We start from the raw sequence: 23,767 nt of genomic DNA on the forward strand, positions 1-23,767 counted from the left end.
CGGGGGCCGCCGGGAGCTAGGGTCGTGCGCATGACCGAGACGACGGCCGCCGTCGCGCGGGCCGCCCTCGCGGACGCCGGGGAGATCCTGACCGTCCAGCGGGCCGCCTACCTGGCCGAGGCGCAGCTGTACGGCGACCCGTTCATCCCGCCGCTCGTGGAGTCTTTGGAGCAGGTCCGGGCGGCCCTGGCGGCCGGCGACGGCATCGTGCTGAAGGCGGTGCTGGACGGACGTCTCGCCGGTGCCGTCCGCGCCCGGTTCAACGACCGGACGTGCCTGATCGGGCGGCTCGTCGTACCGCCCGACCTGCAGGGCCGCGGGATCGGCGGGCGGCTGCTGCGGGCGGTCGAGGACGCGGCGTCCGGACGCGCGGACGCGGCCATGCTGTTCACCGGCCACCTCAGCGAGGGGAACCTGCGGCTGTACCGGCGGGCCGGCTACCGGGAGACGCACCGGGAGCGGGTCGCCGCGCACCTCACGCACGTCCACATGCGCAAGCCCCTCGGTCCCGCCGGCACCGCGTCCGCCGGCGGCACCGCGCGGACGGCCGGGACCGCCGGGACCGCCGGAACGGCCGGGGCCTAGGGTTCCTCTCATGCTGAAAGTGGGACTCACCGGCGGGATCGGGTCGGGCAAGAGCGAGGTGTCGGGGCGGCTCGGCGCCCACGGCGCCGTGGTGATCGACGCCGACCGCATCGCGCGGGAGGTCGTGGAACCCGGCACCCCCGGCCTGGCCGCCGTGGTCGCGGAGTTCGGCGAGGACGTGCTGCTGCCGTCGGGCGAACTCGACCGCCCGAAGGTCGGCTCGATCGTGTTCCACGACGCCGACCGCCTCGCCGCGCTGAACGCGATCGTCCATCCCCTGGTGGGGGAGCGGATGCGGGAGCTGATGGACGCCGCCCCGAGCGACGCCGTCGTGATCTACGATGTGCCGCTGCTGGTCGAGAACGGGCTCAAGGGGATGTACGACGCCGTCGTGGTCGTCGACGCCCCCGAGGAGGCGCAGCTCGACCGGCTGACGTCCCGTCGCGGCATGACCGAGGCGGACGCCCGCGCCCGGATGGCGAACCAGGCGTCCCGCGACGAGCGGCGCGCCGTCGCCGACCACCTGATCGACAACTCCGGTGATCTCGAGAAGCTGAACGCGCAGGTCGACGCCCTCTGGGAGGCCCTGGCCGCCCGCGCCGCGCGGACCTGACCGCAAGGGGCTCGGACGCCCGGTGAGTGCCGGATGTCACCTTCGTCACGGGTGGCCGGTGCCGGGTGGCCGGCCGCTATAGGCTCGTCGCTATGCAGCCCGGGGGATGGTGGCGGACGGCGTGGGCGTCGCGGCGCTCGCGCGCGCTCGACGTCGCCATCGCCGTGTCGGCGGCGATCACCGACGCCACCGTCCTCTGGTTCACGCCGCAGCAGGACTTCTGGCTCCCGCCGTGGGGGGTGTCGGCGGCGAGCGTCGTCGTCGGGCTCGCACTGATCGTCCGGCGGCTCCACCCGGTCGGGCTCGCGGTGTTCACGGTGGCGTTCAGCACGGCGACCGGCGGCGGCGCGATCGGGTTCATCATCATGCTGTACTCGCTGGCCGCCTACGCCGCCTCCAGGCGGGCCGCCGTGGCGGTGTCGGTCGCCGGGTACGTGCTGTCCGTCGTGCTCCCCGCCCCGGCGGCCTCGAACGACAGCCTGGGCGTCCGCGCGATCTCCGCGGTCGCGTTCATCGCCGTCCCTGTGCTGCTGGGCCTGTACATGGGGGCGCGCAAGCAGTTGCTGGCGTCGCTGCAGGAGCGGACGGCGCGGCTGGAACGCGAACGGCATCTGCTGGCAGAGCGCGCGCGGGGCGAGGAACGCACCCGTATCGCGCGGGAGATGCACGACGTCGTGGCCAACCGGATCAGCGTCATGGTGGTGCATGCGGGGGCGCTGAGGGCCATCGCCTCGCGCGATCCCGGACGCGCGGCCGAGACCGCGAACGTGATCGGTGAGATGGGACGGCAGGCACTGGAGGAGCTGCGGCACGTGATCGGGGTGCTGCGGCAGGGCGAGGAGGTCCTGCCGCAGGAGAACGCCACCCTCGAGCACGTCCGGGAGCTCGTCGGGCAGTCCGGGGCGGCGGGCCTGCGGGTGGACCTGGCGGTCCGGGGCGAGCATCGGCCGATGCCGCCCGCCGTCGGGCGCGCGGTGTACCGGCTCGTCCAGGAGGCGCTGACGAACGTCCACAAGCACGCGGGCGCCGCCGACACCCGGGTGGCGCTCGTCCTGCTGGCCGAGGCGGTCGAGGTGGAGGTCGTCAACGGCGTCTCGACGGCCCCGCCCGAGCATGCGCTGCCGAGCGGCGGGAACGGCCTGGTGGGGCTGCGCGAGCGCGTCACGGCCCTCGGCGGCGGCTTCGAGGCCGGGCCGCTGGACGGCGGCTGGGCGGTCCGCGCGCGGCTGCCGCTGCCGACGTCCTGACGGGCCGTGACCTGCGGTTCCGTCGACCGCGTACCGAATGTCGGACCCCCTGAATACAGTGGGGGGAGACCAGGGGAGGGACGAATGCGGCCAGTCACGGATCTGCGGCGCCGTGTGGCGCCGTTCGAGGTCGTCACCGAGATGACGCCGTCGGGCGACCAGCCGCAGGCGATCGGCGAACTCGCCGGGCGCGTTGCCCGCGGCGACAAGGACGCGGTGCTGCTCGGCGCGACCGGCACCGGCAAGACCGCCACGATCGCGTGGCTGATCGAGAAGCTGCAGCGGCCCGTGCTCGTCATGCAGCCGAACAAGACCCTCGCCGCCCAGTTCGCCAACGAGCTGCGGGAGATGCTGCCCGGCAACGCCGTCGAGTACTTCGTGTCGTACTACGACTACTACCAGCCCGAGGCGTACATCCCGCAGACCGACACCTACATCGAGAAGGACTCCTCGATCAACGACGAGGTCGACCGGCTGCGGCACTCGGCGACGAACTCGCTGCTCACGCGGCGCGACACCGTCGTCGTCGCGTCCGTGTCGTGCATCTACGGCCTCGGCACGCCGCAGGAGTACGTCGACCGGATGGTGCGGCTGCACGTCGGGCAGGAGATCGACCGGGACGAGCTGCTGCGCAGGCTCGTCGAGATGCAGTACTCGCGCAACGATCTCGCGTTCACCCGCGGGACGTTCCGGGTGCGGGGCGACACGATCGAGATCATCCCGCAGTACGAGGAGCTCGCCGTCCGGATCGAGATGTTCGGCGACGAGATCGAGAAGCTCGCCACCCTGCACCCGCTGACCGGCGAGGTGATCACCGAGGACGAGGAGCTGTACGTCTTCCCCGCGTCCCACTACGTCGCCGGTCCGGAGCGGATGGAGCGGGCGATCGGCGACATCGAGGCCGAGCTCGAGACGACCCTCGCCGAGATGGAGCGGCAGGGAAAGATGCTCGAGGCGCAGCGGCTGCGGATGCGCACCACCTACGACATCGAGATGATGCGGCAGGTCGGCACCTGCTCGGGCATCGAGAACTACTCGCGGCACATCGACGGCCGCGCCGCCGGGTCCGCGCCCAACACCCTCCTCGACTACTTCCCCGAGGACTTCCTGCTGGTCGTCGACGAGTCGCACCAGACCGTCCCGCAGATCGGCGCGATGTACGAGGGCGACGCGTCCCGCAAGCGGATGCTGGTCGAGCACGGGTTCCGGCTCCCGTCCGCGATCGACAACCGCCCCCTCAAGTGGGAGGAGTTCCTCGAGCGCATCGGGCAGACGGTGTACCTGTCGGCGACGCCCGGGCCCTACGAGATGGGACGGGTGCGGGGCGAGGTCGTCGAGCAGGTCATCCGCCCCACCGGGCTCATCGACCCCGAGATCGTCGTGAAGCCGACCAAGGGGCAGATCGACGACCTCGTGCACGAGATCCGGGAGCGGACCGAGCGCGACGAGCGCGTCCTGGTCACCACGCTGACCAAGAAGATGGCCGAGGACCTCACCGACTACCTGCTCGAACTGGGCATCCAGGTGCGGTACCTGCACAGCGAGGTCGACACGCTGCGCCGTATCGAGCTGCTCCGCGAGCTGCGCGCCGGGGAGTTCGACGTGCTGGTCGGGATCAACCTGCTGCGCGAGGGCCTCGACCTGCCCGAGGTCTCCCTCGTCGCGATCCTGGACGCCGACAAGGAGGGCTTCCTCCGCTCCGAGACGTCCCTCATCCAGACGATCGGCCGGGCCGCGCGGAACGTGTCCGGGCAGGTCCACATGTACGCCGACACGGTCACCCCGTCGATGGAGCGGGCGATCGACGAGACGAACCGGCGCCGCGCCAAGCAGCGGGCCTACAACACCGAGCACGGCATCGAGCCGCAGGCGCTGCGCAAGCGGATCGCCGACATCCTCGACTCCCTCGCCCGCGAGGACGCCGACACCGAGACCCTCATCGGCGGCGCGGGCCGGCAGCAGTCCCGCGGCAAGGCGCCCGTCCCCGGCCTGGCGTCCCGGACGGGCGAGGTCGGCCGGCACGCCGCCGACCTGGTCGGGGAGCGCCCCCGCGAGGAGCTGGAGGGCCTCATCGAGCAGATGACCGAGCAGATGCACCAGGCCGCCGCCGACCTGCAGTTCGAGCTCGCCGCCCGGCTCCGGGACGAGATCAAGGAACTCAAGCGGGAACTCCGCGAGATGAAGGAGGCCGGCGTCAGCTGACCGGGCCCGGCCCCGGCCGAAGGGCCGGCCCGGCGGATTCCCTAACGGGCCGCGGGGCGGAAAGCCATGATCGTCCGGTCCTCGACGGGGCGGTAGCCCAGCCGCCGGTAGATCGCGTTGCTCGTCGGGTTGGCGAGGTCGGTGAACAGGACGACCTCGCGCGCGCCCGCGTCCAGGACCGACCGGGTCACGGCGGCGGTCACGGCGGCGCCGTAGCCGTGGCGGCGGTGCTCCGGGGGCGTGTAGACGGGCGCGACGCGCGACATTCCGGCGATGATCCGGGTGCGCGCCGCCATCGACACCGGTGTGCCGGCACGCTCCCAGAGGACGAGGCCACCGGTGGCGATGCGGTCGTCGAGCATCGCCGGGTCGGCCGGGCCGTGCTCCTCGTCCTCCTCGCTGAATGCGACGACCCACGTGCGGGCGACGTCGCGGTCGGCGGCGGTCGCGATCCGGGGCGCGCCGGGCGGCGGCGGTTCGGGGGCGGCGAGCGTGCCGAGCCGGTAAAGGCGCTGCCGCATCGCGACGCGGGCCTCGCCGCCCGTACGGCGCCGCCAGGCGTCCGTGAACGCCTCGGCGGCCCCGGGGGCGGCGTGCACGCCCCGGACGTCGCCGTGCCCGGCGAGGGCATCGGCCAGTTCGCGGGCCGCGCCCGGGGCGCAGCCCAGCAGCGGCGGGCGCGGCGGGGTCCACAGTGCGACGCCCTCGACGCGCCCGGCGCGGGTCCACCGGCCGAACAGGACGTCCTCCCGATCACCGGGCCGCTGCGCGCGCATGGTGGCGGTCGCCGTGAGCGCGACCGTGTGGACGACCGGGGCCGCGCGCAGGAACGCGCCGGCGTCGGCGAGGAACGCGTCGAGGTCCCGCGTCAGCGTCCAGCCCATCGCCCCAGTCTGGACGACGCCCCGCGTCCGGCGCACGCGGATATTCGGTTCCTCCCCCGCGGGGGCGGTCCTACGATCGCGCCATGGAGTTCGAGGTGCGGACGGCACGCGACGGTGATCTGGCGGGCCTCCCGGAGATCGAGCGGGACGCGGACGGGATGTTCCGGCCGCTCGGCATCGTGTTCCCGCCGGGACCCACCGTGATCGAGGAGGTGATCGGGACCGGCGCGGACATCATCGTGGCGGGCGACCCGCCGGTCGGTTTCGCCGCCGTCCGCGACGTCGACGGCGCGGCCTACCTGGAGCAGATCGCGGTCCGGGCCGACCTCACCGGCCGGGGCATCGGCGGGCCGCTGCTGGCGGCCGTCCGGGCGCGCGCGGCCGAGGCGGGAGCGCCGGGCGTCAGCCTGCTGACGTTCCGGAACGTCCGGTGGAACATGCCCTGGTACGAGCGGCACGGGTTCGCCGAGTTGCCCGAGGCGCGCTGGGGACCGGGCCTGCGGGCGCACTGGGAGGCGGAGATCGAGGCGGGCCTGCACCGGCTGGGACCGCGCGTCGTCATGTGGGCGCCGACCCGCTGACCCGCCGCCTCCGGCGCAGCAGCCGCACCGCCGCCCCTACCGCCGCGAGGATCGACAGCAGCGCGAGGAGCGGTGCCACGACGGCCAGCAGGCTCATGCCGAGGGAGGCCGTGTCCTCCGAGGTGCTGACGACCGGCGCGCCCAGGCCGAACGTGCCGCCGTCGATCAACGGCCGTGCGGACGCCTTGACCGCGTGCACCGCCAGCGCGACCGCGATCCCGAGCACCCAGCCGATCCAGCCGTGCTCCTGCATGAACGAGGACGCGGCGATCCGCTCGTCCAGCCGCTCCGCCGCGTCCGTCGCGGCGAACACGGCCCCGCCCGCCGCCGGACGGACGAGCGTCTGCACGGCGTCGTTCACGGTGTCGACCGCCGGGATCTTGTCCAGGACGACCTCGGCGGCCAGCAGGACGCCCAGGCCGGCCAGCACCCACCCGTTCGTCAGCCACCCGAACTCGGCGGGCAGCCGGAGGACGTCGGTGAACCGCGCGAGGAGCCCGACGACGAGCATCGGGATGTAGGCGTTCAGCCCGGCGGCGGTCGACAGGCCGAGGCCGGTCAGTGTCGCGAGCATCGTCCGGAGTCCCCCGTATCGTTGTTGTCCTAGGACGTGGGCGCCCCCCGCCCGGGTTCCCGGGCGGGGTCGGCACAACAGGACAGGGGGGACGATGACGAGCCCGGGGGCGTGGCTGCGGGGTCTGCGGGGCCGGCTCGGCGATCGGTTGCTCTCCGTGGCCGCACTGGCCGCGCTGCTGGCGCTGGCGGTCTTCCCGCTGGTGGCGCTGCCGGCGGTGCGGTGCGAGGTGTTCGGCAGCGGCTGCCGGGAGCCCGCCCCGGACGTCCGGGCCGATCCGGTGGTGGCGCGGACGGCGTCGGTCACCCCGATCCAGGCGGCCACTCGGGGCGGGTACGTGGCGCTGGGCGATTCCTACTCGTCCGGGCTCGGCGCCGAGCGCACCGTCGCGGACCGCAACCCGCTGAACCGCTGCCAGCGGACGTCCGAGGCGTACTACCACGGCGTCGCGAACGCGTTCGAGTTCGGGCGGGGCAGCGCTTTCTGGGCGTGTTCGGGGGCCACCACCGCCGACATCCTGGACGGCAAGGGCGGTGAGCGCCCGCAGATCGACCGGATCGGCCGCAACACGAGCCTGATCACGATCAGCATCGGCGGGAACGACGTCGGCTTCTCGAAGATCCTCGCCGGGTGCGTGATCAAGCTGCCGTGGAGCGACGCCTGCACCGAGCAGGGCGTCGACATCGCGGGGCGGATGGCCGAGCTGCGGCAGGAGCTGCCCGCGCTGATCGCGAAGCTGCGCGAGCGGGCGCCCCGCGCCCGGATCATCCTGATGAGCTACCCGAAGGCGTTCTCCGAGGTGGACGGCGCGGCCGGCGACAACATCACGGTCGCCGACCAGCGGTGGCTGAACGCCCGCACCTACGAGCTGGCCCGGCTGATCAAGCGGACGGCCGCCGAGGCCGATGCGGGGATCGCGGCGTCCGGCGCGCCCGGCAGCGTCGAGTTCGTGGACGCCTACAGCGCGTTCGCCGGTCACGAGGCGGGCAGCCGCGAGCCGTACATGAACGGGCTCACCGTCGACCTGTCGGCGTTCAAGGCCGAGCCGCGCAGCTTCCACCCGACCGTGCGGGGCCACGACGCCCTCGCGGCGCTGTTCGTCGAGCAGATCAAGAAGGGCCCCGGCCGCCCCCTCACCTGAGCGCGGGACGGCCCGCTCCCCGCGTGACGGCACCCGGCCGACCGGGCATGAAGAGGGCGAAGGGGGAGGTTCCGATGTCCGTCACGCTCGCGCTCGCCGGAGACACGATGCTGGGACGCGGCGTGGCCGAGCGCGCCGCCGCCGACCCGCACGGGCTGTTCTCCGAAGGGGTGCGCGACGCCGTCGCCGCGGCCGACCTCGCCGTCCTGAACCTCGAGTGCTGCGTCTCCGACCGGGGACGGCGCTGGGACCCCGCGCACAAGGCGTTCCACTTCCGCGCCCCGCCCGCCGCCGGGGACGCGCTCGCCGGCCTCGGCGTCGACTGCGTCACCCTCGCCAACAACCACGCCCTCGACTACGGCCCCGACGCGCTGGCCGACACGCTCGAGCACCTGGACCGCGCGGGCGTCCGGTCCGTCGGTGCCGGGCGCACCGACGCCGAGGCCCGCGAACCGGTCGTGCTGGAGGCCGGGGGACTGACCCTGGCGATCGTCGGCGTCACCGACCACCCCGCGGACTTCGCCGCCGCGCCCGGCCGTCCCGGGGTGGCCCACGCCGACCTGCGGGCGGGCGTGCCCGAGCGGCTGCTCGACCGTGTCCGGGAGTTGCGCGCGGCCTGCGACGCCGTCCTGGTCACCCCGCACTGGGGCCCGAACATGACGTCGGAGCCGCCGCCGTACGTCCGGCGGGCCGCACGGGCCTTCCTGGAGGCGGGCGCCACCCTGGTCGCCGGGCACTCCGCCCACGTCTTCCACGGCGTCGCCGGGCCGGTCCTGTTCGACCTCGGCGACTTCATCGACGACTACGCCGTGGACGGACTCCTGCGCAACGACCTCGGGCTCCTCTTCCACGTGACCCTGGACGCGCGCGGTCCGTCCCGCGTCGACGCGATCCCGCTCCGCCTCGACTTCGCCCGCACCCGCCTCGCCGACGGCCCCGACCGCGCCTGGATCACCGGCCGCCTCACCGAGGCCTGCGCGCCCTTCGGCACCGAGGTCACCGCCACCGGGGACGGCCGCCTGACGATCACGCCCGCGAGCCGTTGAGGCGGAGGCGGACGGCCGTGGACGCCGGCCGTCAGCGGAGGTCGCCGGCCTCGTGCAGGCGGTCGAAGATGATCTGATCGACGGGGGAGACCCGCTCGCGGTCCCGGTAGGTCAGCCAGCCGACCTCGTCGATCTCGCTGCGCGGGACGGGTGTCCCCCGGTGGTCGGCGGTGTAGCAGGTCATCCGCACGGTGACGCCGCACGCGTGCCCGTGCGCCTGCGCGCGGAACGTCCCGAAGTGCCGGACGGTGTCGGGCTCGATGGAGACGGCGAGCTCCTCCGCGATCTCGCGGGTGAGGGTGTCGAGATCGGTCTCGCCGGGCTCGCGCTGGCCGCCCGGGAGGTAGTAGACGTCCTTGCCCCGTGATCGGGTGCTGAGAATCCTGCCGTCCTCCAGATGGATCCACGCGATCTTGTCGATGGTCCTGATCAACCCGGTGTCCCCCGTCGGTCGCCTGCGGTAGTCCCCCCTGCGCCCATCATCGCAATTCTCCGGAGCCGGCGGCGCCGTCATGGCGTTTTGACTCTTTTGTCTAACGTAACCTGACGGCAAAGCATCCCCCTGACCAGCGGAAACCCCGTACCCGGCAGATGGACGGCATCGCCCGGGCAACGCACGGCAGACCCCTTGACGGAGGCCCCCTTGCGCAACTTCGACGAGCCCGACCTCTTCACGGACGAGTCCCTCATCGACGACCCGCAGCCCCACTACGACCGCATGCGGGGGGAGTGCCCGGTCCGGATCGAACCGCATCACGGTGTGGCCGCGGTGACCGGCTACGAGCAGGCCGTCGAGGTGTTCCGGGACCACGCGGGCTACTCGTCGATCAACGCGGTGACCGGGCCGTTCCCGAGCCTGCCGTTCGAGCCGGAGGGCGACGACATCGGGGCGCTGATCGAGAAGTACCGCGATCACTTCCCGATGAACGAGCACCTGGTGACCCTGGACCGGCCGCAGCACACCGCGCACCGGGAACTGCTGAAGAAGCTGCTGACGCCGCGGCGGCTGAAGGAGAACGAGGAGTTCGTGCGGCGCCTGGCCGACCGCCAGATCGACGAGTTCCTCGAGCGCGGCCGGTGCGAGCTGATGAGCGAGTACGCCAAGCCGTTCTCGCTGCTGGTCATCGCGGACCTGCTGGGCGTCCCGGAGGAGGACCACCGCAGCTTCCGGGCCCAGCTGGCCTCGGGGTCGGCTCCGCTGGAGAACGGCGAGGTGCCGATCGCCAACCCGCTGGAATTCCTGGAGGAGCGGTTCACCCGCTACGTCGAGGACCGCCGCCGCGAGCCCCGCGGCGACGTGCTGACCTCGCTGGCCACCGCCCGCTTCCCCGACGGCACGCTGCCGGAGGTGGCCGACGTCGTCCGCGTCGCCTGCTTCCTGTTCGCGGCCGGGCAGGACACCACGGCCCGCCTGCTCACCTCCGCGTTCCGGATCATCGCCGAGCGGCCCGACCTGCAGCGGCTGCTGCGGGACGAGCGCGAGCGCGTCCCCGCGTTCGTCGAGGAGACGCTGCGGATGGAGAGCCCGGTCAAGAGCGGCTTCCGGCTCGCCCGCACGCCCATGACGCTCGGCGGCGTCGACGTCGCCCCCGGAACCACGGTGATGGTGCTCAACGGCGCGGTGAACCGCGACCCCGCCCGCTTCGAATGCCCCCACGAGTTCCGCGTCGACCGCCCCAACGTGCGCGAGCACCTGGCGTTCGGCCGCGGGATCCACACCTGCCCCGGCGGGCCCCTCGCCCGCATCGAGGCCCTCGTGAGCATCGAGCGGCTCCTGGACCGCACGAGCGGCATCACCCTCAGCGAGGCCGAGCACGGCCCGCCCGGCGAGCGCCGCTACTCCTACGAGCCGACCTACATCCTGCGCGGCCTCAACGAGCTGCACCTCGAGTTCGCCCCGGCCGCGGCGCTGTGACCACGGCACCATGACCACGGCACCATGACCACGGCACCATGACCACGGGGCCCGGACCGGGGCGGCCGGTCAGCCCTCGGTGATCCGGTTGAGGCGGTCCACGGCGTCGGCGAACTCCTGAACCATGTCGTAGACCACCTGGCGGGCGGGCTTGACGGTGTTCATCATGCCGACGCACTGGCCGACGAAGTAGCTCGCCAGCTGCCGGGCGCCCGGGTTCCCGGACTCGGCGATCTTGTTGATCTGCCGCATGGCCCCCTCGGCGACGATCATCTGCAGCGGCATGCCGAGGGCGCCGGGGCTCGCCGGGCCCTCCCACTCGTCCGTCCAGGCGGAGCGGAGCTGGCGGGCGGGCTTGCCGGTGCGGGAGCGGGAGCGGACCGTGTCGCGGGACGTCGCCGCGAGCAGTTTCCCCTTGACCGTGGGCGGCGTCTCGGCCTCCTCGGTGGTGAGCCAGACCGAGCCGCACCAGACGCCGGACGCGCCGAGGGCCAGGGACGCGGCCATCTGCCGGCCGGTCGCGATGCCGCCCGCCGCCAGGACGGGCACCGGCGCGACGGTGTCGACGATCTCGGGGACCAGCACCATCGTGGAGATCTCGCCGGTGTGGCCGCCGGCCTCGCCGCCCTGCGCGACGATGAGGTCGGCGCCCGCGGCGACCTGCCGGCGGGCGTGCTCGGCGGTGCCGACGAGCGCGGCGACGGGGACGCCCGCCGCGCGGGCCTTCTCCACCATGAGCGGCGGGGGAGTGCCGAGCGCGCTCGCGATGAGCCCGATCGGGTGCGCGAGCGACACGTCGATCAGCTCGGACGCGCCCTGCTTCGTCACCTGCGGTCCGCCGCGCGCGTTCGCCCGCCCGGCCTTCTCGAAGTCGGGCACCGGGACGTCGTACTTCTCGAACAGGCCCGCGAGGAAGGTCCAGTGCTCCTCGGGGACCGCGGCGAGCATGGCGCCGAGGCCGCCGCCCCGCTCGGCCGATTCGTCGATCTTTCCGGGGACGAGGACGTCCACGCCGTACGGCCGCCCGCCGACGTGGTCGTCGATCCAGCGCAGTTCCTCCTCCAGCCGATCGGGCGTGTAGGCCACGGCGCCGAGAACGCCGAAGCCGCCCGCGTTGGTGACGGCGGCCACGACGTCGCGGCAGTGGCTGAAGGCGAACAGGGGGAACTCGATGCCGAACCGGCGGCAGACCTCGGTGTCCATGCCCGGCACGCTACTGGACCGAATCTTATTCGGTCCAGGGCCGGAACAGCAGGTACGGCTCACCTTCCTCCGGATGCACGAACGCCGCGCGCAGCCGCAGGCCCTCGCGCAGCGCCGCTCGTTCGACGCCGTCCAGGCGGGCGTGCAGCCAGGGCCCTTCGGCCAGCTCCACCAGCGCCAGGAACGCCGGAGGCGGGACGGTGCCGTCCGCGGCCGGGCGCCCGTGCGTGACGGTCCAGGTGACGAGGGACGCCTCGCCGCTCGCGTCCGCCCAGCCGGGCCCGGTCGTCCCGCAGTCCGGGCAGTCGCCGGCGTCCGGGGCCAGCCAGCGGTCGCAGTCCGCGCAGTGCTTGATCACGAGCCGCCCGGCGGCGGCGCCGTCGAAGAACGGGTCGGTGCGGCCGTCCCGCCGCAGCACGCCGATGTCCATCGGGTCAGGCTCCCTTCGGGTGCGGGCTGACGATCAGCGTGGAGTGGTGGTCGAGGATCCCGCCGTTCCCGCTGACCAGGATGACGTCGTTGTCCGGCGCCTGCCGCTCGCCGCCGTCCCCGCGCGCCTGGATCACGGCCTCCGACAGCGGCGTCATGCCCCACATGTAGTACGCCGACAGCTGCCCGCCGCCGGTGTTGGTCGGCAGCGACCCGCCGGGGCCGAGGGCGCCGGACGCGGCGAACGCGCCGCCCTCGCCCTTGGCGCAGAACCCGTAGTCCTCCAGCGACACCAGGACCGTGTAGGTGTAGCAGTCGTACAGCTCGCAGACCGTGACGTCCGACGGGGTGACGCCCGCCATCTTCATCGCGGTGGCCCCGGACGAGACGGCGCCGGTGGTGAGGCCCCACTCGCTGCCGCGCTCCTTGCGCAGCCCCGGGTGCCCCTGCCCCCAGCCCCACAGATGGACGGGTGGGCGGGCGAGATCGCGGGCCCGTTCGGCGGACGTGACGATCACCGCGATCGCCCCGTTGGAGACCAGGCAGCAGTCCAGCAGGTGCAGCGGCTCGGCGACCCAGCGCGAGTTCTGGTGGTCCTCGAGGGTGATCGGGTCGCGCATCTGCGCGAGCGGGTTGCGGGACGCCCACTCGCGCGTCGCGACGGCGATCGCGCCGAGCTGCTCGCCGGTGGTGCCGTAGCGGGCCATGTGGCGCTGCGCGGCGAGCGCGTAGAACGAGTTCACGCTGCGCAGGCCGAGCGCCGCCGTCATCCCGCCGAACCCGTACCACTCGCGGGCGTCCCGGTGGTAGGCCGCACCGGACGACTGCTTCGGCTTGAGCGGCGCGTCCGCGAACACGCACGCCACCGCGGACGCGGCACCGGCCAGCACGGACGTCGCCGCGTAGGAGATCATCGCCCCGGCGGTGGCGCCGAAGGAGTTCATCTGCGTGAGCAGTCGCAGGTCGCGCATCCCGAGCGTGTCCGCCAGCTCGATGCCGGGGGAGCCCCCCAGCCCGTGGCTGACGATCAGCCCGTCCACGTCGCCGAGCGCGAGCCCCGCGTCCGCCGCCGCGAGACGCACCGCGTCCGCGGCGAACCGGCGCGGGCTGCGTCCGTAAACCTTGCCCAGCTCGGTCATACCGAGCCCTGCGATCGCCGTGCCGTCACCCATCGGTCGTGCATCCCTCCAGCGTGTCCATCGGGCCACGGTACCGAATCACGTTCGGTGGGTGGTGGGAGGGGCGGTGCGGAAAGCGTTCCGGTACGCCTGCGGCGACGCGCCCACCCCGCGCGCGAAGTGCGCCCGCAGGGTCACGGGCGACCCGTACCCGCACTCGGCGGCGACCCGCTCGACCGGCAGGTCCGTGGTCTCCAGCAGCTGCTGCGCCCTTCGCACCCGCGCCCCCGCGAGCCACCGCAGCGGCGTCGTCCCCGCCTGCTCGCGGAATCGACGGTTGAGCGTCCGCACGCTGACGGACGCGTGCCGCGCGATGTCGTCCAGCGCCAGCGGACGGTGCAGGTTGGCCTCCAGCCACGCCAGGACCGGTTGCAGCGCGCCGCCCGTGTCCGCCGGGTCCGCGTGCCGGATGAACTGCGCCTGCCCCCCGTCCCGCTGCGGCGGCATGACGATCCGGCGGGCGGTGCGGGCGGCGGTGGCCGCGCCGTGGTCGCGGCGGACGACGTGCAGGCACAGGTCGATCCCGGCGGCGACCCCTGCCGAGGTGAGCACCGCCCCCTCGTCGATGAACAGCACCGAAGGATCGACCTCGACCTCCGGGTGGCGCTCGGCCAGCCGGGCCGCGAACATCCAGTGGGTGGTCGCGCGCCGCCCGTCCAGGAGCCCGGCGGCGGCCAGGGCGAACGCGCCCACGCAGATGGACGTGACGCGCGCGCCCCGGGCCGACGCGGCGCGCAGCGCGTCCAGTACGGGCCCCGGCGGATCGTAGGGGTCGTCGTGCCCGGGGACGACGATCGTGTCGGCGCTCGCGAGCGCGTCGAGACCGAACGGGGCGTCCACCCGCATCCGGCCGAGCATCCCGGACGTCTCCGCGCCGCCCGGCCCGGCGCACACGCGCACCTCGTACAGCGGGACGCCCCGGTCGGTCGTGGTCGCCCCGAACACCTGGCCCGGGACGGCGAGATCGAACGGCACGACCCCGTCCAGGGCGAGGACGGCGACGATGTGCGGTCCCGCGGGGGTCATGGCCAGAACGTAGCGCACATCGGCAGCACGGCCACTGTCGGGGGACGGGCGCTCCGGCGGACGATCGGTGACGTTCACCGGCACCCGAGCGAGGAGACCACGTGGCCGACTTCTTCACCGAGTTCGACGCACCCGACACCGACCTGACCCGCAAGGCGTACGACCACGCCTTCGCGATCGAGACCGCGGCCATCGCCGGGCACAGCATCCGCACCTACCTGTTCGGGCGCGCCCTCGGGGAACACCGGGGGCTGCGCCCCGGCGCCGACTACGACGACGAGGCGCTGTTCCTCGCGTGCGCGCTGCACGACGCCGGGCTGACCGAGGAAGGGGACGGGCACGCGCGCTTCGAGGTGGACGGCGCCGACCTCGCCGCGTCGTTCCTGCGGGAGCACGGGCTCGCGGAGGACCGCGTCCGCCTCGTGTGGGAGGCGATCGCCCTGCACACCAGCGGGGGCATCGCGCACCGGATGCGTCCCGAGATCGCGCTCACCCACCTCGGCGCCGGCGCCGACGTCGCCGGGTTCGGGGCGGACGCCCTCCCCGGCGGGCTCGCCGACCGGGCGCATGCGGCGTACCCCCGGCTGGGATCGAGCCCGGAGCTCCTGCACGCGATCGTCGGCCAGATCGCCCGCGACCCGCGCAAGGCGCCGCTGGGCTCGTTCCCCGGCGAACTCGCCCGGCAGGCCGGCGTCGAGCTTCCCGAGGAGCGATTCGCCGAGGCGGCCCTGGGGGCGTGGCCGGGAGTCGCCTGACGGCCCGAACGCGCGTGCGCCCGCGTCCCGGAGCGGGACGCGGGCGCACGCGGCGGGAGTCAGGAGGCCAGGACGGCCTGCAGGAAGTCCCGCGTGCGCTGCTCGGTGGGCTCGCCGAAGATCTGGTCCGGCGGGCCCTCCTCGACGATCTGGCCCTGGTCGAACATCAGGACCCGGTCCGAGATGTCCCTGGCGAAGTGCATCTCGTGCGTGACGCACAGCAACGTCAGGTCGCTCTCGCGGGCGATGTCGCGCAGCAGGTCCTGGACGCCGACGACCAGCTCGGGGTCGAGCGCCGAGGTGACCTCGTCCAGCAGCAGCACCTTGGGCTGCATGGCCAGTGCCCGCGCGATCGCCACCCGCTGCTGCTGGCCGCCCGACAGCCTGCTCGGGTGGGCGTCCTCCTTGTCGGCCAGCCCGACCATGTCCAGCAGGCCGCGGGCGCGCTCGACGGCCTCGTCCTTGGACAGCCCCAGCACGCGCACCGGGCCCTCGGTGAGGTTGCGGAGCACGTTCATGTTGGGGAACAGGTTGAACTGCTGGAACACCATGCCGATCTGCTTGCGCATCTCGTGCAGGTGCTTCTCGTTGGCCGCGACGAGCTTGCCGCCCTTGTCCATGTGCCACAGGGGGGCGTCGCCGACCCGGATGACGCCCTCGTCGAGCTTCTCGAGCGTCATCAGCAACCGCAGGATCGTGGTCTTGCCCGACCCGGACGGCCCGATGAGCGTCACCCGCTCGCCGGGACGCACGCTGAAGTCGAGCTCGCGGAGCACGACGTTGCTGCCGAACCGCTTGACCACCTTCTCGAAGCGGATGCCCGGAGCGCCGCTCCGCGCCGGCCGCCCGGCCGGGTCGCCCGGGGCGCCCTCGCGGACCTCCTTCGTGGTCGGGACGCCCTCGTTGTCCGCGGGCCTCGGGTCTTCGGGTGCGGTGTCAGTTGGTGGCATAACGCCTCTCCAGGCGGCGGACGATGATCGAGGAGATCACGCTGACCAGGACGAAGATCAGGCCCGCGACGGTCAGCGGCTCCAGGTACTTCAGGGTCTTGGCGCCCTCGTCGAACGCGACGAAGAGCACCTCGTGGACGCTGATCGCCAGCAGCATCGGCGTGTCCTTGAAGGTCGCGATCAGGTAGTTCCCGAGGGTCGGGATGACGCGCCGGACCGCCTGCGGCAGGATCACGTCCAGCCAGACCCGCGACTTCGGCAGGTTGAGCGCGGTGCACGCCTCCCACTGCCCCTTCGGGATGTCAGCGATGCCCGCGCGGTACACCTCCGCCGTGTAGGTGGAGTAGTGGACGCCGAGCGTGATGATCCCGGCGGTGAGCGACTCCAGCGTCAGGCCCCAGTCGGGGAAGACGAAGTAGACGAAGAACAGCTGCGGGATCAGCGGCGTGGACCGGATGAACTCGGTCACCCACCGCGTCGTCTGCCGGACGACCACGTTCGGGGCCCGCCGCAGCAGCGTCCACACCAGCCCGAGGACCAGGGCGATCGCGTAGGCGATCAGCGTCGCGAGGACGGTGACGCGCAGCCCCTCGAGCAGGGCCGGGAGGACGTCGACGGCGTACCCGGTGTCCCACTGCATCAGCCGGTCACCCCCGCTCCGGGAGCGCCCGCGGCGACGGACTTCAGGGACGGCTCGTGGCCGCCGCGGCGGCCGAGCATCCGGTCGACGCGGCGCTCCGCGTAGCGGACGAACAGCTGCAGGACCTGCGCGATCACGAAGTAGAACACCAGGACGACGGCGAAGACCGTGACGGTCTCACCCAGGCTGCTCTGCAGGTTCTTCGACACCCGTGTCAGGTCGACCAGGCCGATCAGGGACACGATGGCCGTGGCCTTCATCAGCTCGATGAGCAGGTTGCCGAACGGCGGCAGCATGAGCGCGATCCCCTGCGGAAGCAGGACGTGCCGCATCCGCTGGAGGGGCGTGAAGTTCAGCGCGATCGCCGCCTCGTACTGGGCCTTGGGCACGGCGTTGATCGCACCGCGCACCACCTCGGCCCCGTACGCGCCGACGTTCAGGCCGAGGGCGAGCACCGCCGCGAGCATCGGAGTGAACCGGAAGCCGACGAGGGGAAGCGCGTAGAAGAACCAGTACAGCAGCACCAGCGCCGGGGTTCCGCGGAAGAACTCCACGTAGACGCGGTTGAGGGCGCGCACCCACATGTGGCGCGAGGTGCCCGCCAGGCCGAGGGCCAGGGCGAGCACCAGCGCCAGCAGTGCACCCAGGACGGTCAGCTGGATCGTCGTCAGCGCGCCCTCTAGCCACTGGTCGTTGCTGAGGACCTCGGACACGGATCAGCCCTTGCAGAACTTGGCGGCCGTGTCGTCCGGGCCGGGCATCTCCGCCTGGGTGAACCCGAACGGCTGGAGGATCGGCAGCAGCTGGTTCCCGTCCTTCAGCTTCTTCAGCTCCGCGTTGAAGCCGTTCAGCAGCTCCGTGTCGGCCTTGCGGAACGCGAAGGCGCCCGCGCCGAACTGCTCCTTGCCGTCGACGACGGGGGTGAACGCCTCGGTGACCTCGTAGCCCTCGCCCTCGTGCTTGGACAGCAGGTCGGCGAGCGAGATGCGGGTGAGCCAGATGGCGTCGATCCGGCCGGACTTGATGGCGGAGTAGGCGCTCGCCTGGTCCGGGAACGTCTGGACGTCCTTGACGCCGAGGCTCTCGGCGTAGCCCTGCTCGACGGCGCCGGTCAGCACGCCGACCTTGGCGCCCTCGGACGCGAGGGTCTTGCCGTCGGTGAGCCCCATCGGGTTGCCTTCCTCGACCATGAGCGCGCTCTTGGCGACGTACTCGGGGTCCGAGAAGGCCACCGACTGGCAGCGCTCGGGCGTGACGAACATGCCGGCCGCGATGACGTCGAAGCGCTTGGCGTTCAGCCCGCCGATCAGGCCGCCGAAGTCGACCTGGACGCCCTCCATCTCGTCGATGCCGAGGTTCTTGAAGATGACGCGGGCCAGCTCGGGGGCCTCACCGGTCAGCTTCCCGGAGCTGTCGGTGAAGCCGTACGGGGCCTCGTTGGCGAAGCCGACCTTGATCTTGCCGGCGTCCTTCGCCTTCTGGAGCGTGCCGCCGCCGCTGGCCTCGGTCTCCGGGTCCGTCGTGGAGCAACCCGCCGCGGCGAGGGGCACCGCGGCGGACAGCAGAACGGCGGAGCGGAGGAAATCGCGTCGTGAGGAAGTCATCGTCGAACTCCTGCTCGGGGGGTTTCTTGGGGGGCGAACGTCGCGCCCGCGGAGACGATATGCCTCCGCGGGCGCGACGACCTTGGTCCGGTTATTGAATTGTTACGCCATCGGTGTCAATCGCGGACGGGGGTGAAGTCGCGCGCGCCGATGAACGTGGGGCGGGGGAGGGCGCCGAGAAAGGCTCGACGCACGTGTTCTCCACGCTGTTGAACACGATGAACACGTTGGACCGCGGGAACGGCGTGATGTTCCCGTTGGAGCCGTGCATGCAGTTGCAGTCGAACATGGTCGCCGAGCCGGCGGTGCCGGTGAACAGCTCGATGCCGTGCTTGTCGGCGAGGATGGACAGGCTGGCCGGGTCGGGGGTCCCGATCTCCTGGCTGCGCAGCGACTCCTTGTAGTGCTCGGCGGGGGTCTCCCCGACGGCCGCCACGAACGTCTTGTGCGAGCCCGGCATAATCATGAGGGCGCCATTGTGCACGAAGTTCTCGGTCAGCGCGATGGAGATGCTCACCGCGCGCATCCGAGGCATGCCGTCCTCCGCGTGCCAGGTCTCGAAGTCAGAGTGCCAGTAGAAGTCCTTGCCGGTGAAGCCCGGCTTGTAGTTGACCCGGCTCTGGTGCACGTAAACGTCCGAACCCAGGATTTGCCGGGCCCGGCCGACGACGCGCGGGTCCTTGACGAGCGCGTTGAAGACTTCGCTGATCTTGTGGACTTCGAAGATGGACCGGACCTCGTCCGACCCGCGCTCGGTGACCGTGCGCTCGTCGGCCAGGACCTGCGGGTCGGCGGACAGCCGGCGCAGCTCGGCGCGGTAGTCCTCGACCTCCTCCGGCGCGATCAGCTGGTCGACGTTCAGGAAGCCGTTGGCCTCGAAGGAGTCGAGGGTCGCCTCATCGATGGGACCCTCGCCGGGACTGCCGTAGACCACCGGGTCCTGTCGGTACAGGAGCGCGGCCTCGGCGCCCTTGCGCGTGGGATAGGCGTCGTCGATGGTCGGGTGCGACTCGATGATGCTCATGCGTCCTCCTCTGTGAGCAGCGGGTAGACCCCGTTCTCGTCATGCACCTCCCGCCCGGTCACGGGCGGGTTGAACACGCAGACCGTCTTGACATCGGTGTGTGCATGCAGAGTGTGGTGTTCGTGCTCGTTGAGCAGGTACATGACGCCGGGCTCGATACGGTGCTTCTCACCGTTCTCGTGATTGATCAGCTCCCCTTCGCCCTCGATGCAGTAAACGGCCTCGATGTGGTTCGCGTACCACATCTTGGTCTCCGTCCCGGCGTACAGCACGGTCTCGTGCATCGAGAAGCCGACGCCCTCCTTGGCCAGCACGAACCGGCGGCTGTGCCACGTGGGCGCCTGAACATCGCGCTCGGTGCCGATGATCTCCTTCAGGGAACGAACGATCATTGATCTCCTCTTTCGATCGGCGGGGGCGGCCGGTGACGGCCTCGGGGGCGGGCCCGATCGCGAAGGGCCCGCCCGGTCCCCGTGCGGGACGGTCGGTTCAGACCGTCACGGTCGAGCGGACGGCCTCGACGGAGTCGGCGATGATCTCCAGGCCGCGGCCGAGCTCGGTCTCGGTCACGGTGAGCGGCGGCAGCAGCTTGACCACCTCGCCCTCCGGACCGGAGGTCTCCATCAGCAGCCCGCGCTTGAACGCCTCGCCGCAGACCTTGGGGGCCGTCTCCGGGTCCTTCATGACCAGGCCCCACGCGAGGCCGCGGCCGCGCACCGAGTCGACGGCGCCGGCGTGCGACAGCGCGATCTCCTCCAGCGCGGTCTGGACCTGCTGGCCCTTGGCGAGGGTCTGCTTCTCCATGCCCTCGCCGGCCCAGTAGTCCTCCAGGGCGCCGACGGCGGTGACGAACGCGGGGTTGAAGCCGCGGAACGTCCCGTTGTGCTCGCCGGGCTCCCAGACGTCCAGCTCGCGGCGCATGAGGGTCACCGCGAACGGCAGGCCGTAGCCGCTGAGCGACTTGGAGAGGCAGACGATGTCCGGGGTGATCCCGGCCTCCTCGAAGGAGAAGAACGCGCCGGTGCGGCCGCAGCCCATCTGGACGTCGTCGACGATCAGGAGGATCTCGTGGCGGCGGCACAGGTCCTGCAGCCCGCGCAGCCACTCGGCGGTGGCGACGTTGATGCCGCCCTCGCCCTGGACCGTCTCGACGATCACGGCGGCGGGCTTGTCGAGGCCGCTGCCGCTGTCGTCCAGCATCGTGTCGAACAGCAGGAAGTCGGGCGTGCGGCCGTCGAGGTAGTTGTCGTAGGGCATCGCGACGCCGTGCCCCAGCGGCACGCCGGCACCGGTGCGCTTCATCGAGTTGCCGGTGACCGCCAGCGCCCCGAGCGTCATGCCGTGGAAGGCGTTCGTGAAGCTGACGACGGTCTCACGCCCGGTGTACTTGCGCGCCAGCTTGAGGGCGGCCTCGACCGAGTTGTTGCCCGCCGGGCCGGGGAACTGGACCTTGTAGTCCAGGCCGCGCGGCGACAGCACGAACTCGTTGAACCGTTCCAGGAACTCCCGCTTGGCCGAGGTGTACATGTCCAGGCTGTGGACGATGGAGTCGCTCGCGAGGTAGTCCAGGAGGCGCCGTTTCAGCTGCGGGTTGTTGTGCCCGTAGTTCAGCGTCCCCGCACCGGCGAAGAAATCGAGGTAGGTGCGGCCGTTCTCATCGGTCATGTGGCTGCCCTGGGCGCTGGTGAACACCGTGGGCCAACCCCTGCAGTAGCCGCGGACTTCCGATTCCATGCGGGCGAAAGTGTCCATGATTCTGCCTCCGGCAGGTCGGGATGGAGTGAAGCGGACGATCGTTGCGTCAGATCGTGCGTCAGTCGGTGGCCTTGATCGGGCCGATCCGGAAGAGCACCTCGGGCTCGTGTCCCCCCTCGGGGAAGTGCTCCGAGCCGAACAGCGGGCTGCGGACGAGTTCGCACCCCCGGGCCCGCGCGAACGACTCGAACATCGCGGTGGACGCGGCGTTGTCCGGGGTGACGGTGGCCTCCAGGTACCGGTGGCCTCGGGCGGCGAGGCGATCGGCGAGCTCGTCGAGCATGCGCCTGGCCAGTCCTTGCCCGCGGTGGTCATGATCGACCGCGACCTGCCACACGAAGAACGTGTCGGCGCTGGACGGGCGGGTGTAGCCGGTGATGAAGCCGCAGGGGACACCCGCGTCGCGGGCGACGACGGACGTGTCGGCGAAGTCGCGGCACCAGAGCGTGTAGCTGTACGGCGAGTTGACGTCCAGGACCTTGGAGTCCCGGGCCAGCCGCCACATCTCGGGGCCGTCGGTCAGGCTGGGCTCCTGGAGTCGCACGTCCTCGTTCGTCTCGTTCGCGTCCGGGCGTCGGGTCGTTGTTTCCAGGGATTGCGCTGCCATGTCCAGGCAACTTACCGAATCCCGGCCCGTGATCGCAGAGTAATGTTATCTGCGAGATGTTTAGCGAGGTCGCGCAGTGGGTATGGTGATGTGCTTAACAATTTCGCGGGTGATTAATCGGTGCGGCGGCCCCTCGGAACCGGCATTTCCCCGCGATACGCAGGGGCTACTGCCGACTTCGCCTCCGGGGGCGTAGATCGCCTTCCTGAACGGAAGCTTAATGTCCTGTCATCGCTTGAAGGGGCGATTTGTGTATCGGTTGTGTGAGGTAAGTCACTAAGATTTAACGTGAACGACGCGAGTGCGGTGGGCGTCACGTCGGCCAGGGGCGGACGGCCTCCGCATCGCGCCAGGTGGGGCGAGTGGGGGAGGTGGCGTCGGCGCGGATCCTGGGAGGGGCGCGGATCACCCTGCAAGCCCCCGAAGGGCTTACCTCGGCGGCAGGGGGAACGCGCCGTGCGGTAAGGCGATCTCAGGTTTCGGGCGCTCCGGACGCCCACCGGGGCGGGTTCCGGCCGGTGTGACGCCGTCCGGTTCCGGACGGGGCACATCGGGGGTTGGGGACGGACCGTTAGCGGGATCGGGCGAGCGGGTCGGACGAAGGCTCGGAGCGGCGGGCTCGCCCGGCCGGGATCGGGCGGGCGGAGGATTCGGCGGGCGGGGGACTCAGCGGGCGGATGACTCAGCGGGTGCGGGCGAACCGGTCGGTCGCCTCGATGAGGTGATGCAGGATTCCCGGCTCACTGTAGGCGTGCCCGGCGTCGTCGACGATGTGCAGGTCCGCCTCCGGCCACGCGCGGTGCAGGTCCCAAGCCGTCGCCACGGGCGTGCACATGTCGTAGCGGCCCTGCACGATGACGGCCGGGATGTGGCGGATCTTGCCGACGTCCCGGATCAGCTGGTCCTCCTCGAAGAAGCCCTCGTTCACGAAGTAGTGGTTCTCGATCCGGGCGAACGCGACCGCGTAGTCGGGTTCGCCGAAGCCGCTCGCCAGCTCCTCGTCCGGGCGCAGCGTGAGCGTCGACCCCTCCCAGGTGGACCAGGCGCGGGCCGCCGCCACCCGGACGTCCCGGTCGGGGGAGTTCAGCCGCTCGTGGAACGCGGAGACGAGGTCCTCGCGCTCGTCCTCGGGGATCGGCTCGACGTACCGCTCCCACAGATCGGGAAAGATCAGCGACGCGCCCTCCTGGTAGAACCAGTACAGCTCGAACGGCCGCAGCGTGAAGATCCCGCGCAGGACCAGTTCGGTGACGCGCTCCGGGTGCGTCTGCGCGTAGGACAGCGCCAGCGCGCTGCCCCAGCTCCCGCCGAAGACCAGCCAGCGGTCGATCCCGAGGTGCTCGCGGAGCCGCTCCATGTCGGCCACCAGATGCCACGTGGTGTTCGCCTCCAGCGACACCGCGGGGTCCTTCGCGTGCGGCTCGCTCCGGCCGCAGTTGCGCTGGTCGAACAGCACGATCCGGTACGCCTCGGGATCGAACTGCCGGCGGTGCGCCGGGCTGCACCCGCCGCCCGGCCCGCCGTGCAGCATGACGGCGGGCTTGCCCTCCGGGTTCCCGCAGACCTCCCAGTACACGCGGTTGCCGTCGCCCACGTCGAGCAGCCCGGAGTCGTAGGGTTCGATGGGCGGGTACAGCGTGCGGAGCTCCATGGTCCGGGATTGTCGCACCCGCGCGCGCTCGCGCGTCCGTCCGCCGCGCCGCGCCCCCGGCGACCGTCACCGACGGTGGGCACGGGGTGGCGCGGGGGTGTGAGTCGTGGCACCGTCCGAGGAAGCCCGCACGGCCCCGTCCAGGGCCGTGATAGAC

24 protein-coding genes and 1 pseudogene are annotated in these 23,767 nt (G+C 72.0%); 9 read left to right on the forward strand and 16 right to left on the reverse strand.

Annotation, left to right across the window (positions count from 1 at the left end; translation table 11 throughout):
• The first annotated feature begins 30 nt into the window (after positions 1-30).
• The 4 genes from F7P10_RS37430 (at position 31) to uvrB (ending at position 4,647) form a co-directional block, all read left to right on the forward strand.
• Positions 31-585, forward strand: coding sequence for a GNAT family N-acetyltransferase (locus tag F7P10_RS37430; protein WP_151016762.1), 555 nt, complete (start codon positions 31-33; stop codon positions 583-585).
• A 10-nt stretch (positions 586-595) separates the two neighbouring features.
• On the forward strand, positions 596-1,198 hold the full coding sequence (coaE, locus tag F7P10_RS37435) for a dephospho-CoA kinase (protein WP_151016763.1): 603 nt from the start codon (positions 596-598) through the stop codon (positions 1,196-1,198).
• Positions 1,199-1,290: 92 nt separating this feature from the next.
• On the forward strand, positions 1,291-2,445 hold the full coding sequence (locus F7P10_RS37440) for a sensor histidine kinase (RefSeq protein WP_151016764.1): 1,155 nt from the start codon (positions 1,291-1,293) through the stop codon (positions 2,443-2,445).
• A gap of 84 nt (positions 2,446-2,529) precedes the next feature.
• Positions 2,530-4,647 (forward strand): excinuclease ABC subunit UvrB, encoded by a 2,118-nt coding sequence (gene uvrB / locus F7P10_RS37445; protein WP_151016765.1) that lies wholly within the window; start codon positions 2,530-2,532, stop codon positions 4,645-4,647.
• A 41-nt stretch (positions 4,648-4,688) separates the two neighbouring features.
• Here uvrB and F7P10_RS44900 read toward each other — a convergent pair whose 3' ends face one another.
• Positions 4,689-5,531 carry a GNAT family N-acetyltransferase gene (locus F7P10_RS44900; protein WP_151016766.1) on the reverse strand — a complete coding sequence of 281 codons (843 nt, stop codon included), beginning with the start codon at positions 5,529-5,531 and terminating at the stop codon, positions 4,689-4,691.
• An 83-nt stretch (positions 5,532-5,614) separates the two neighbouring features.
• Between F7P10_RS44900 and F7P10_RS37455 the strand changes: the two genes are divergently transcribed.
• On the forward strand, positions 5,615-6,112 hold the full coding sequence (locus tag F7P10_RS37455; RefSeq protein WP_151016767.1) for a GNAT family N-acetyltransferase: 498 nt from the start codon (positions 5,615-5,617) through the stop codon (positions 6,110-6,112).
• On the opposite strand, the gene F7P10_RS37460 is transcribed toward F7P10_RS37455, so the two are convergent.
• On the reverse strand, positions 6,090-6,686 hold the full coding sequence (locus F7P10_RS37460; RefSeq protein WP_151016768.1) for a DUF4126 domain-containing protein: 597 nt from the start codon (positions 6,684-6,686) through the stop codon (positions 6,090-6,092). The genes F7P10_RS37455 and F7P10_RS37460 overlap by 23 nt on opposite strands.
• Positions 6,687-6,780: 94 nt before the next feature.
• On the opposite strand from F7P10_RS37460, the gene F7P10_RS37465 reads away from it, so the two are divergent.
• Complete coding sequence (locus F7P10_RS37465; protein WP_151016769.1) at positions 6,781-7,827, forward strand: SGNH/GDSL hydrolase family protein; 1,047 nt, start codon at positions 6,781-6,783, stop codon at positions 7,825-7,827.
• Positions 7,828-7,901: 74 nt separating this feature from the next.
• Positions 7,902-8,873, forward strand: a complete 972-nt coding sequence (locus F7P10_RS37470) for a CapA family protein (protein WP_151016770.1) — start codon at positions 7,902-7,904, stop codon at positions 8,871-8,873.
• A gap of 31 nt (positions 8,874-8,904) precedes the next feature.
• Here F7P10_RS37470 and F7P10_RS37475 read toward each other — a convergent pair whose 3' ends face one another.
• Positions 8,905-9,306 (reverse strand): NUDIX domain-containing protein, encoded by a 402-nt coding sequence (locus tag F7P10_RS37475; protein ID WP_218040246.1) that lies wholly within the window; start codon positions 9,304-9,306, stop codon positions 8,905-8,907.
• A gap of 210 nt (positions 9,307-9,516) precedes the next feature.
• On the opposite strand from F7P10_RS37475, the gene F7P10_RS37480 reads away from it, so the two are divergent.
• A complete protein-coding gene (locus tag F7P10_RS37480) occupies positions 9,517-10,788 on the forward strand; it encodes a cytochrome P450 (RefSeq protein ID WP_151016771.1) in 1,272 nt (423 codons plus the stop codon).
• A 69-nt stretch (positions 10,789-10,857) separates the two neighbouring features.
• Here the strand turns inward: F7P10_RS37480 and F7P10_RS37485 are convergent, their stop codons facing one another.
• Genes F7P10_RS37485 through F7P10_RS37500 form a run of 4 tightly spaced genes read right to left on the reverse strand, consistent with a single transcriptional unit; the run spans position 10,858 to position 14,624 of the window.
• Positions 10,858-11,991 carry a nitronate monooxygenase family protein gene (locus F7P10_RS37485; RefSeq protein ID WP_151016772.1) on the reverse strand — a complete coding sequence of 378 codons (1,134 nt, stop codon included), beginning with the start codon at positions 11,989-11,991 and terminating at the stop codon, positions 10,858-10,860.
• Positions 11,992-12,016: 25 nt separating this feature from the next.
• Positions 12,017-12,421 (reverse strand): Zn-ribbon domain-containing OB-fold protein, encoded by a 405-nt coding sequence (locus F7P10_RS37490; protein WP_151016773.1) that lies wholly within the window; start codon positions 12,419-12,421, stop codon positions 12,017-12,019.
• A gap of 4 nt (positions 12,422-12,425) precedes the next feature.
• The gene (locus F7P10_RS37495) at positions 12,426-13,592 is read right to left on the reverse strand and encodes a thiolase family protein (protein ID WP_151016774.1); all 1,167 of its coding nucleotides are present in this window, start codon (positions 13,590-13,592) and stop codon (positions 12,426-12,428) included.
• 45 nt (positions 13,593-13,637) lie between these two features.
• Complete coding sequence (locus F7P10_RS37500; RefSeq protein WP_151016775.1) at positions 13,638-14,624, reverse strand: GlxA family transcriptional regulator; 987 nt, start codon at positions 14,622-14,624, stop codon at positions 13,638-13,640.
• 101 nt (positions 14,625-14,725) lie between these two features.
• On the opposite strand from F7P10_RS37500, the gene F7P10_RS37505 reads away from it, so the two are divergent.
• Positions 14,726-15,379: an HD domain-containing protein gene (locus F7P10_RS37505; protein ID WP_151016776.1), complete on the forward strand. Its 654-nt coding sequence runs from the start codon at positions 14,726-14,728 to the stop codon at positions 15,377-15,379.
• Positions 15,380-15,438: 59 nt separating this feature from the next.
• Here F7P10_RS37505 and ehuA read toward each other — a convergent pair whose 3' ends face one another.
• The 9 genes and pseudogenes from ehuA to pip all read right to left on the reverse strand — a co-directional run bounded on the left by ehuA (position 15,439) and on the right by pip (position 23,610).
• Positions 15,439-16,329 (reverse strand): ectoine/hydroxyectoine ABC transporter ATP-binding protein EhuA, encoded by an 891-nt coding sequence (ehuA, locus tag F7P10_RS37510; protein ID WP_151016777.1) that lies wholly within the window; start codon positions 16,327-16,329, stop codon positions 15,439-15,441.
• On the reverse strand, positions 16,316-16,969 hold the full coding sequence (gene ehuD / locus F7P10_RS37515; RefSeq protein ID WP_151016778.1) for an ectoine/hydroxyectoine ABC transporter permease subunit EhuD: 654 nt from the start codon (positions 16,967-16,969) through the stop codon (positions 16,316-16,318). Before ehuD ends, ehuA begins: the two co-directional genes overlap by 14 nt.
• Positions 16,969-17,682 (reverse strand): ectoine/hydroxyectoine ABC transporter permease subunit EhuC, encoded by a 714-nt coding sequence (gene ehuC, locus F7P10_RS37520; protein WP_151016779.1) that lies wholly within the window; start codon positions 17,680-17,682, stop codon positions 16,969-16,971. The genes ehuD and ehuC overlap by 1 nt, the downstream gene beginning before the upstream one ends.
• Positions 17,683-17,685: 3 nt before the next feature.
• Entirely contained in the window at positions 17,686-18,573 is an 888-nt protein-coding gene (gene ehuB / locus F7P10_RS37525) for an ectoine/hydroxyectoine ABC transporter substrate-binding protein EhuB (RefSeq protein WP_151016780.1), read from the reverse strand.
• 116 nt (positions 18,574-18,689) lie between these two features.
• Positions 18,690-19,597: pseudogene (gene thpD / locus F7P10_RS37530) on the reverse strand (ectoine hydroxylase).
• Positions 19,594-19,989 (reverse strand): ectoine synthase, encoded by a 396-nt coding sequence (locus tag F7P10_RS37535; protein ID WP_151016782.1) that lies wholly within the window; start codon positions 19,987-19,989, stop codon positions 19,594-19,596. Before F7P10_RS37535 ends, thpD begins: the two are co-directional and overlap by 4 nt.
• Positions 19,990-20,086: 97 nt before the next feature.
• Positions 20,087-21,349, reverse strand: a complete 1,263-nt coding sequence (ectB, locus tag F7P10_RS37540; RefSeq protein ID WP_151016783.1) for a diaminobutyrate--2-oxoglutarate transaminase — start codon at positions 21,347-21,349, stop codon at positions 20,087-20,089.
• Positions 21,350-21,410: 61 nt separating this feature from the next.
• A complete protein-coding gene (ectA, locus tag F7P10_RS37545) occupies positions 21,411-21,959 on the reverse strand; it encodes a diaminobutyrate acetyltransferase (protein ID WP_151016784.1) in 549 nt (182 codons plus the stop codon).
• 682 nt (positions 21,960-22,641) lie between these two features.
• Entirely contained in the window at positions 22,642-23,610 is a 969-nt protein-coding gene (pip, locus tag F7P10_RS37550) for a prolyl aminopeptidase (protein ID WP_151016785.1), read from the reverse strand.
• Positions 23,611-23,767: the final 157 nt, after the last annotated feature.

It is taken from the genome of Actinomadura sp. WMMB 499 (genome assembly GCF_008824145.1).
Taxonomy (GTDB): domain Bacteria; phylum Actinomycetota; class Actinomycetes; order Streptosporangiales; family Streptosporangiaceae; genus Spirillospora.

Bases quoted from the DNA above. Each gene is read 5' to 3' on its own strand.
- F7P10_RS37430 (WP_151016762.1), top strand. From the start codon at position 31: ATGACCGAGACGACGGCCGCCGTCGCGCGGGCCGCCCTCGCGGACGCC.
- coaE (WP_151016763.1), top strand. From the start codon at position 596: ATGCTGAAAGTGGGACTCACCGGCGGGATCGGGTCGGGCAAGAGCGAG.
- F7P10_RS37440 (WP_151016764.1), top strand. From the start codon at position 1,291: ATGCAGCCCGGGGGATGGTGGCGGACGGCGTGGGCGTCGCGGCGCTCG.
- uvrB (WP_151016765.1), top strand. From the start codon at position 2,530: ATGCGGCCAGTCACGGATCTGCGGCGCCGTGTGGCGCCGTTCGAGGTC.
- F7P10_RS44900 (WP_151016766.1), bottom strand. From the start codon at position 5,531: ATGGGCTGGACGCTGACGCGGGACCTCGACGCGTTCCTCGCCGACGCC.
- F7P10_RS37455 (WP_151016767.1), top strand. From the start codon at position 5,615: ATGGAGTTCGAGGTGCGGACGGCACGCGACGGTGATCTGGCGGGCCTC.
- F7P10_RS37460 (WP_151016768.1), bottom strand. From the start codon at position 6,686: ATGCTCGCGACACTGACCGGCCTCGGCCTGTCGACCGCCGCCGGGCTG.
- F7P10_RS37465 (WP_151016769.1), top strand. From the start codon at position 6,781: ATGACGAGCCCGGGGGCGTGGCTGCGGGGTCTGCGGGGCCGGCTCGGC.
- F7P10_RS37470 (WP_151016770.1), top strand. From the start codon at position 7,902: ATGTCCGTCACGCTCGCGCTCGCCGGAGACACGATGCTGGGACGCGGC.
- F7P10_RS37485 (WP_151016772.1), bottom strand. From the start codon at position 11,991: ATGGACACCGAGGTCTGCCGCCGGTTCGGCATCGAGTTCCCCCTGTTC.
- F7P10_RS37490 (WP_151016773.1), bottom strand. From the start codon at position 12,421: ATGGACATCGGCGTGCTGCGGCGGGACGGCCGCACCGACCCGTTCTTC.
- F7P10_RS37495 (WP_151016774.1), bottom strand. From the start codon at position 13,592: ATGGGTGACGGCACGGCGATCGCAGGGCTCGGTATGACCGAGCTGGGC.
- F7P10_RS37500 (WP_151016775.1), bottom strand. From the start codon at position 14,624: ATGACCCCCGCGGGACCGCACATCGTCGCCGTCCTCGCCCTGGACGGG.
- ehuA (WP_151016777.1), bottom strand. From the start codon at position 16,329: ATGCCACCAACTGACACCGCACCCGAAGACCCGAGGCCCGCGGACAAC.
- ehuD (WP_151016778.1), bottom strand. From the start codon at position 16,969: ATGCAGTGGGACACCGGGTACGCCGTCGACGTCCTCCCGGCCCTGCTC.
- ehuB (WP_151016780.1), bottom strand. From the start codon at position 18,573: ATGACTTCCTCACGACGCGATTTCCTCCGCTCCGCCGTTCTGCTGTCC.
- F7P10_RS37535 (WP_151016782.1), bottom strand. From the start codon at position 19,989: ATGATCGTTCGTTCCCTGAAGGAGATCATCGGCACCGAGCGCGATGTT.
- ectB (WP_151016783.1), bottom strand. From the start codon at position 21,349: ATGGACACTTTCGCCCGCATGGAATCGGAAGTCCGCGGCTACTGCAGG.
- ectA (WP_151016784.1), bottom strand. From the start codon at position 21,959: ATGGCAGCGCAATCCCTGGAAACAACGACCCGACGCCCGGACGCGAAC.
- pip (WP_151016785.1), bottom strand. From the start codon at position 23,610: ATGGAGCTCCGCACGCTGTACCCGCCCATCGAACCCTACGACTCCGGG.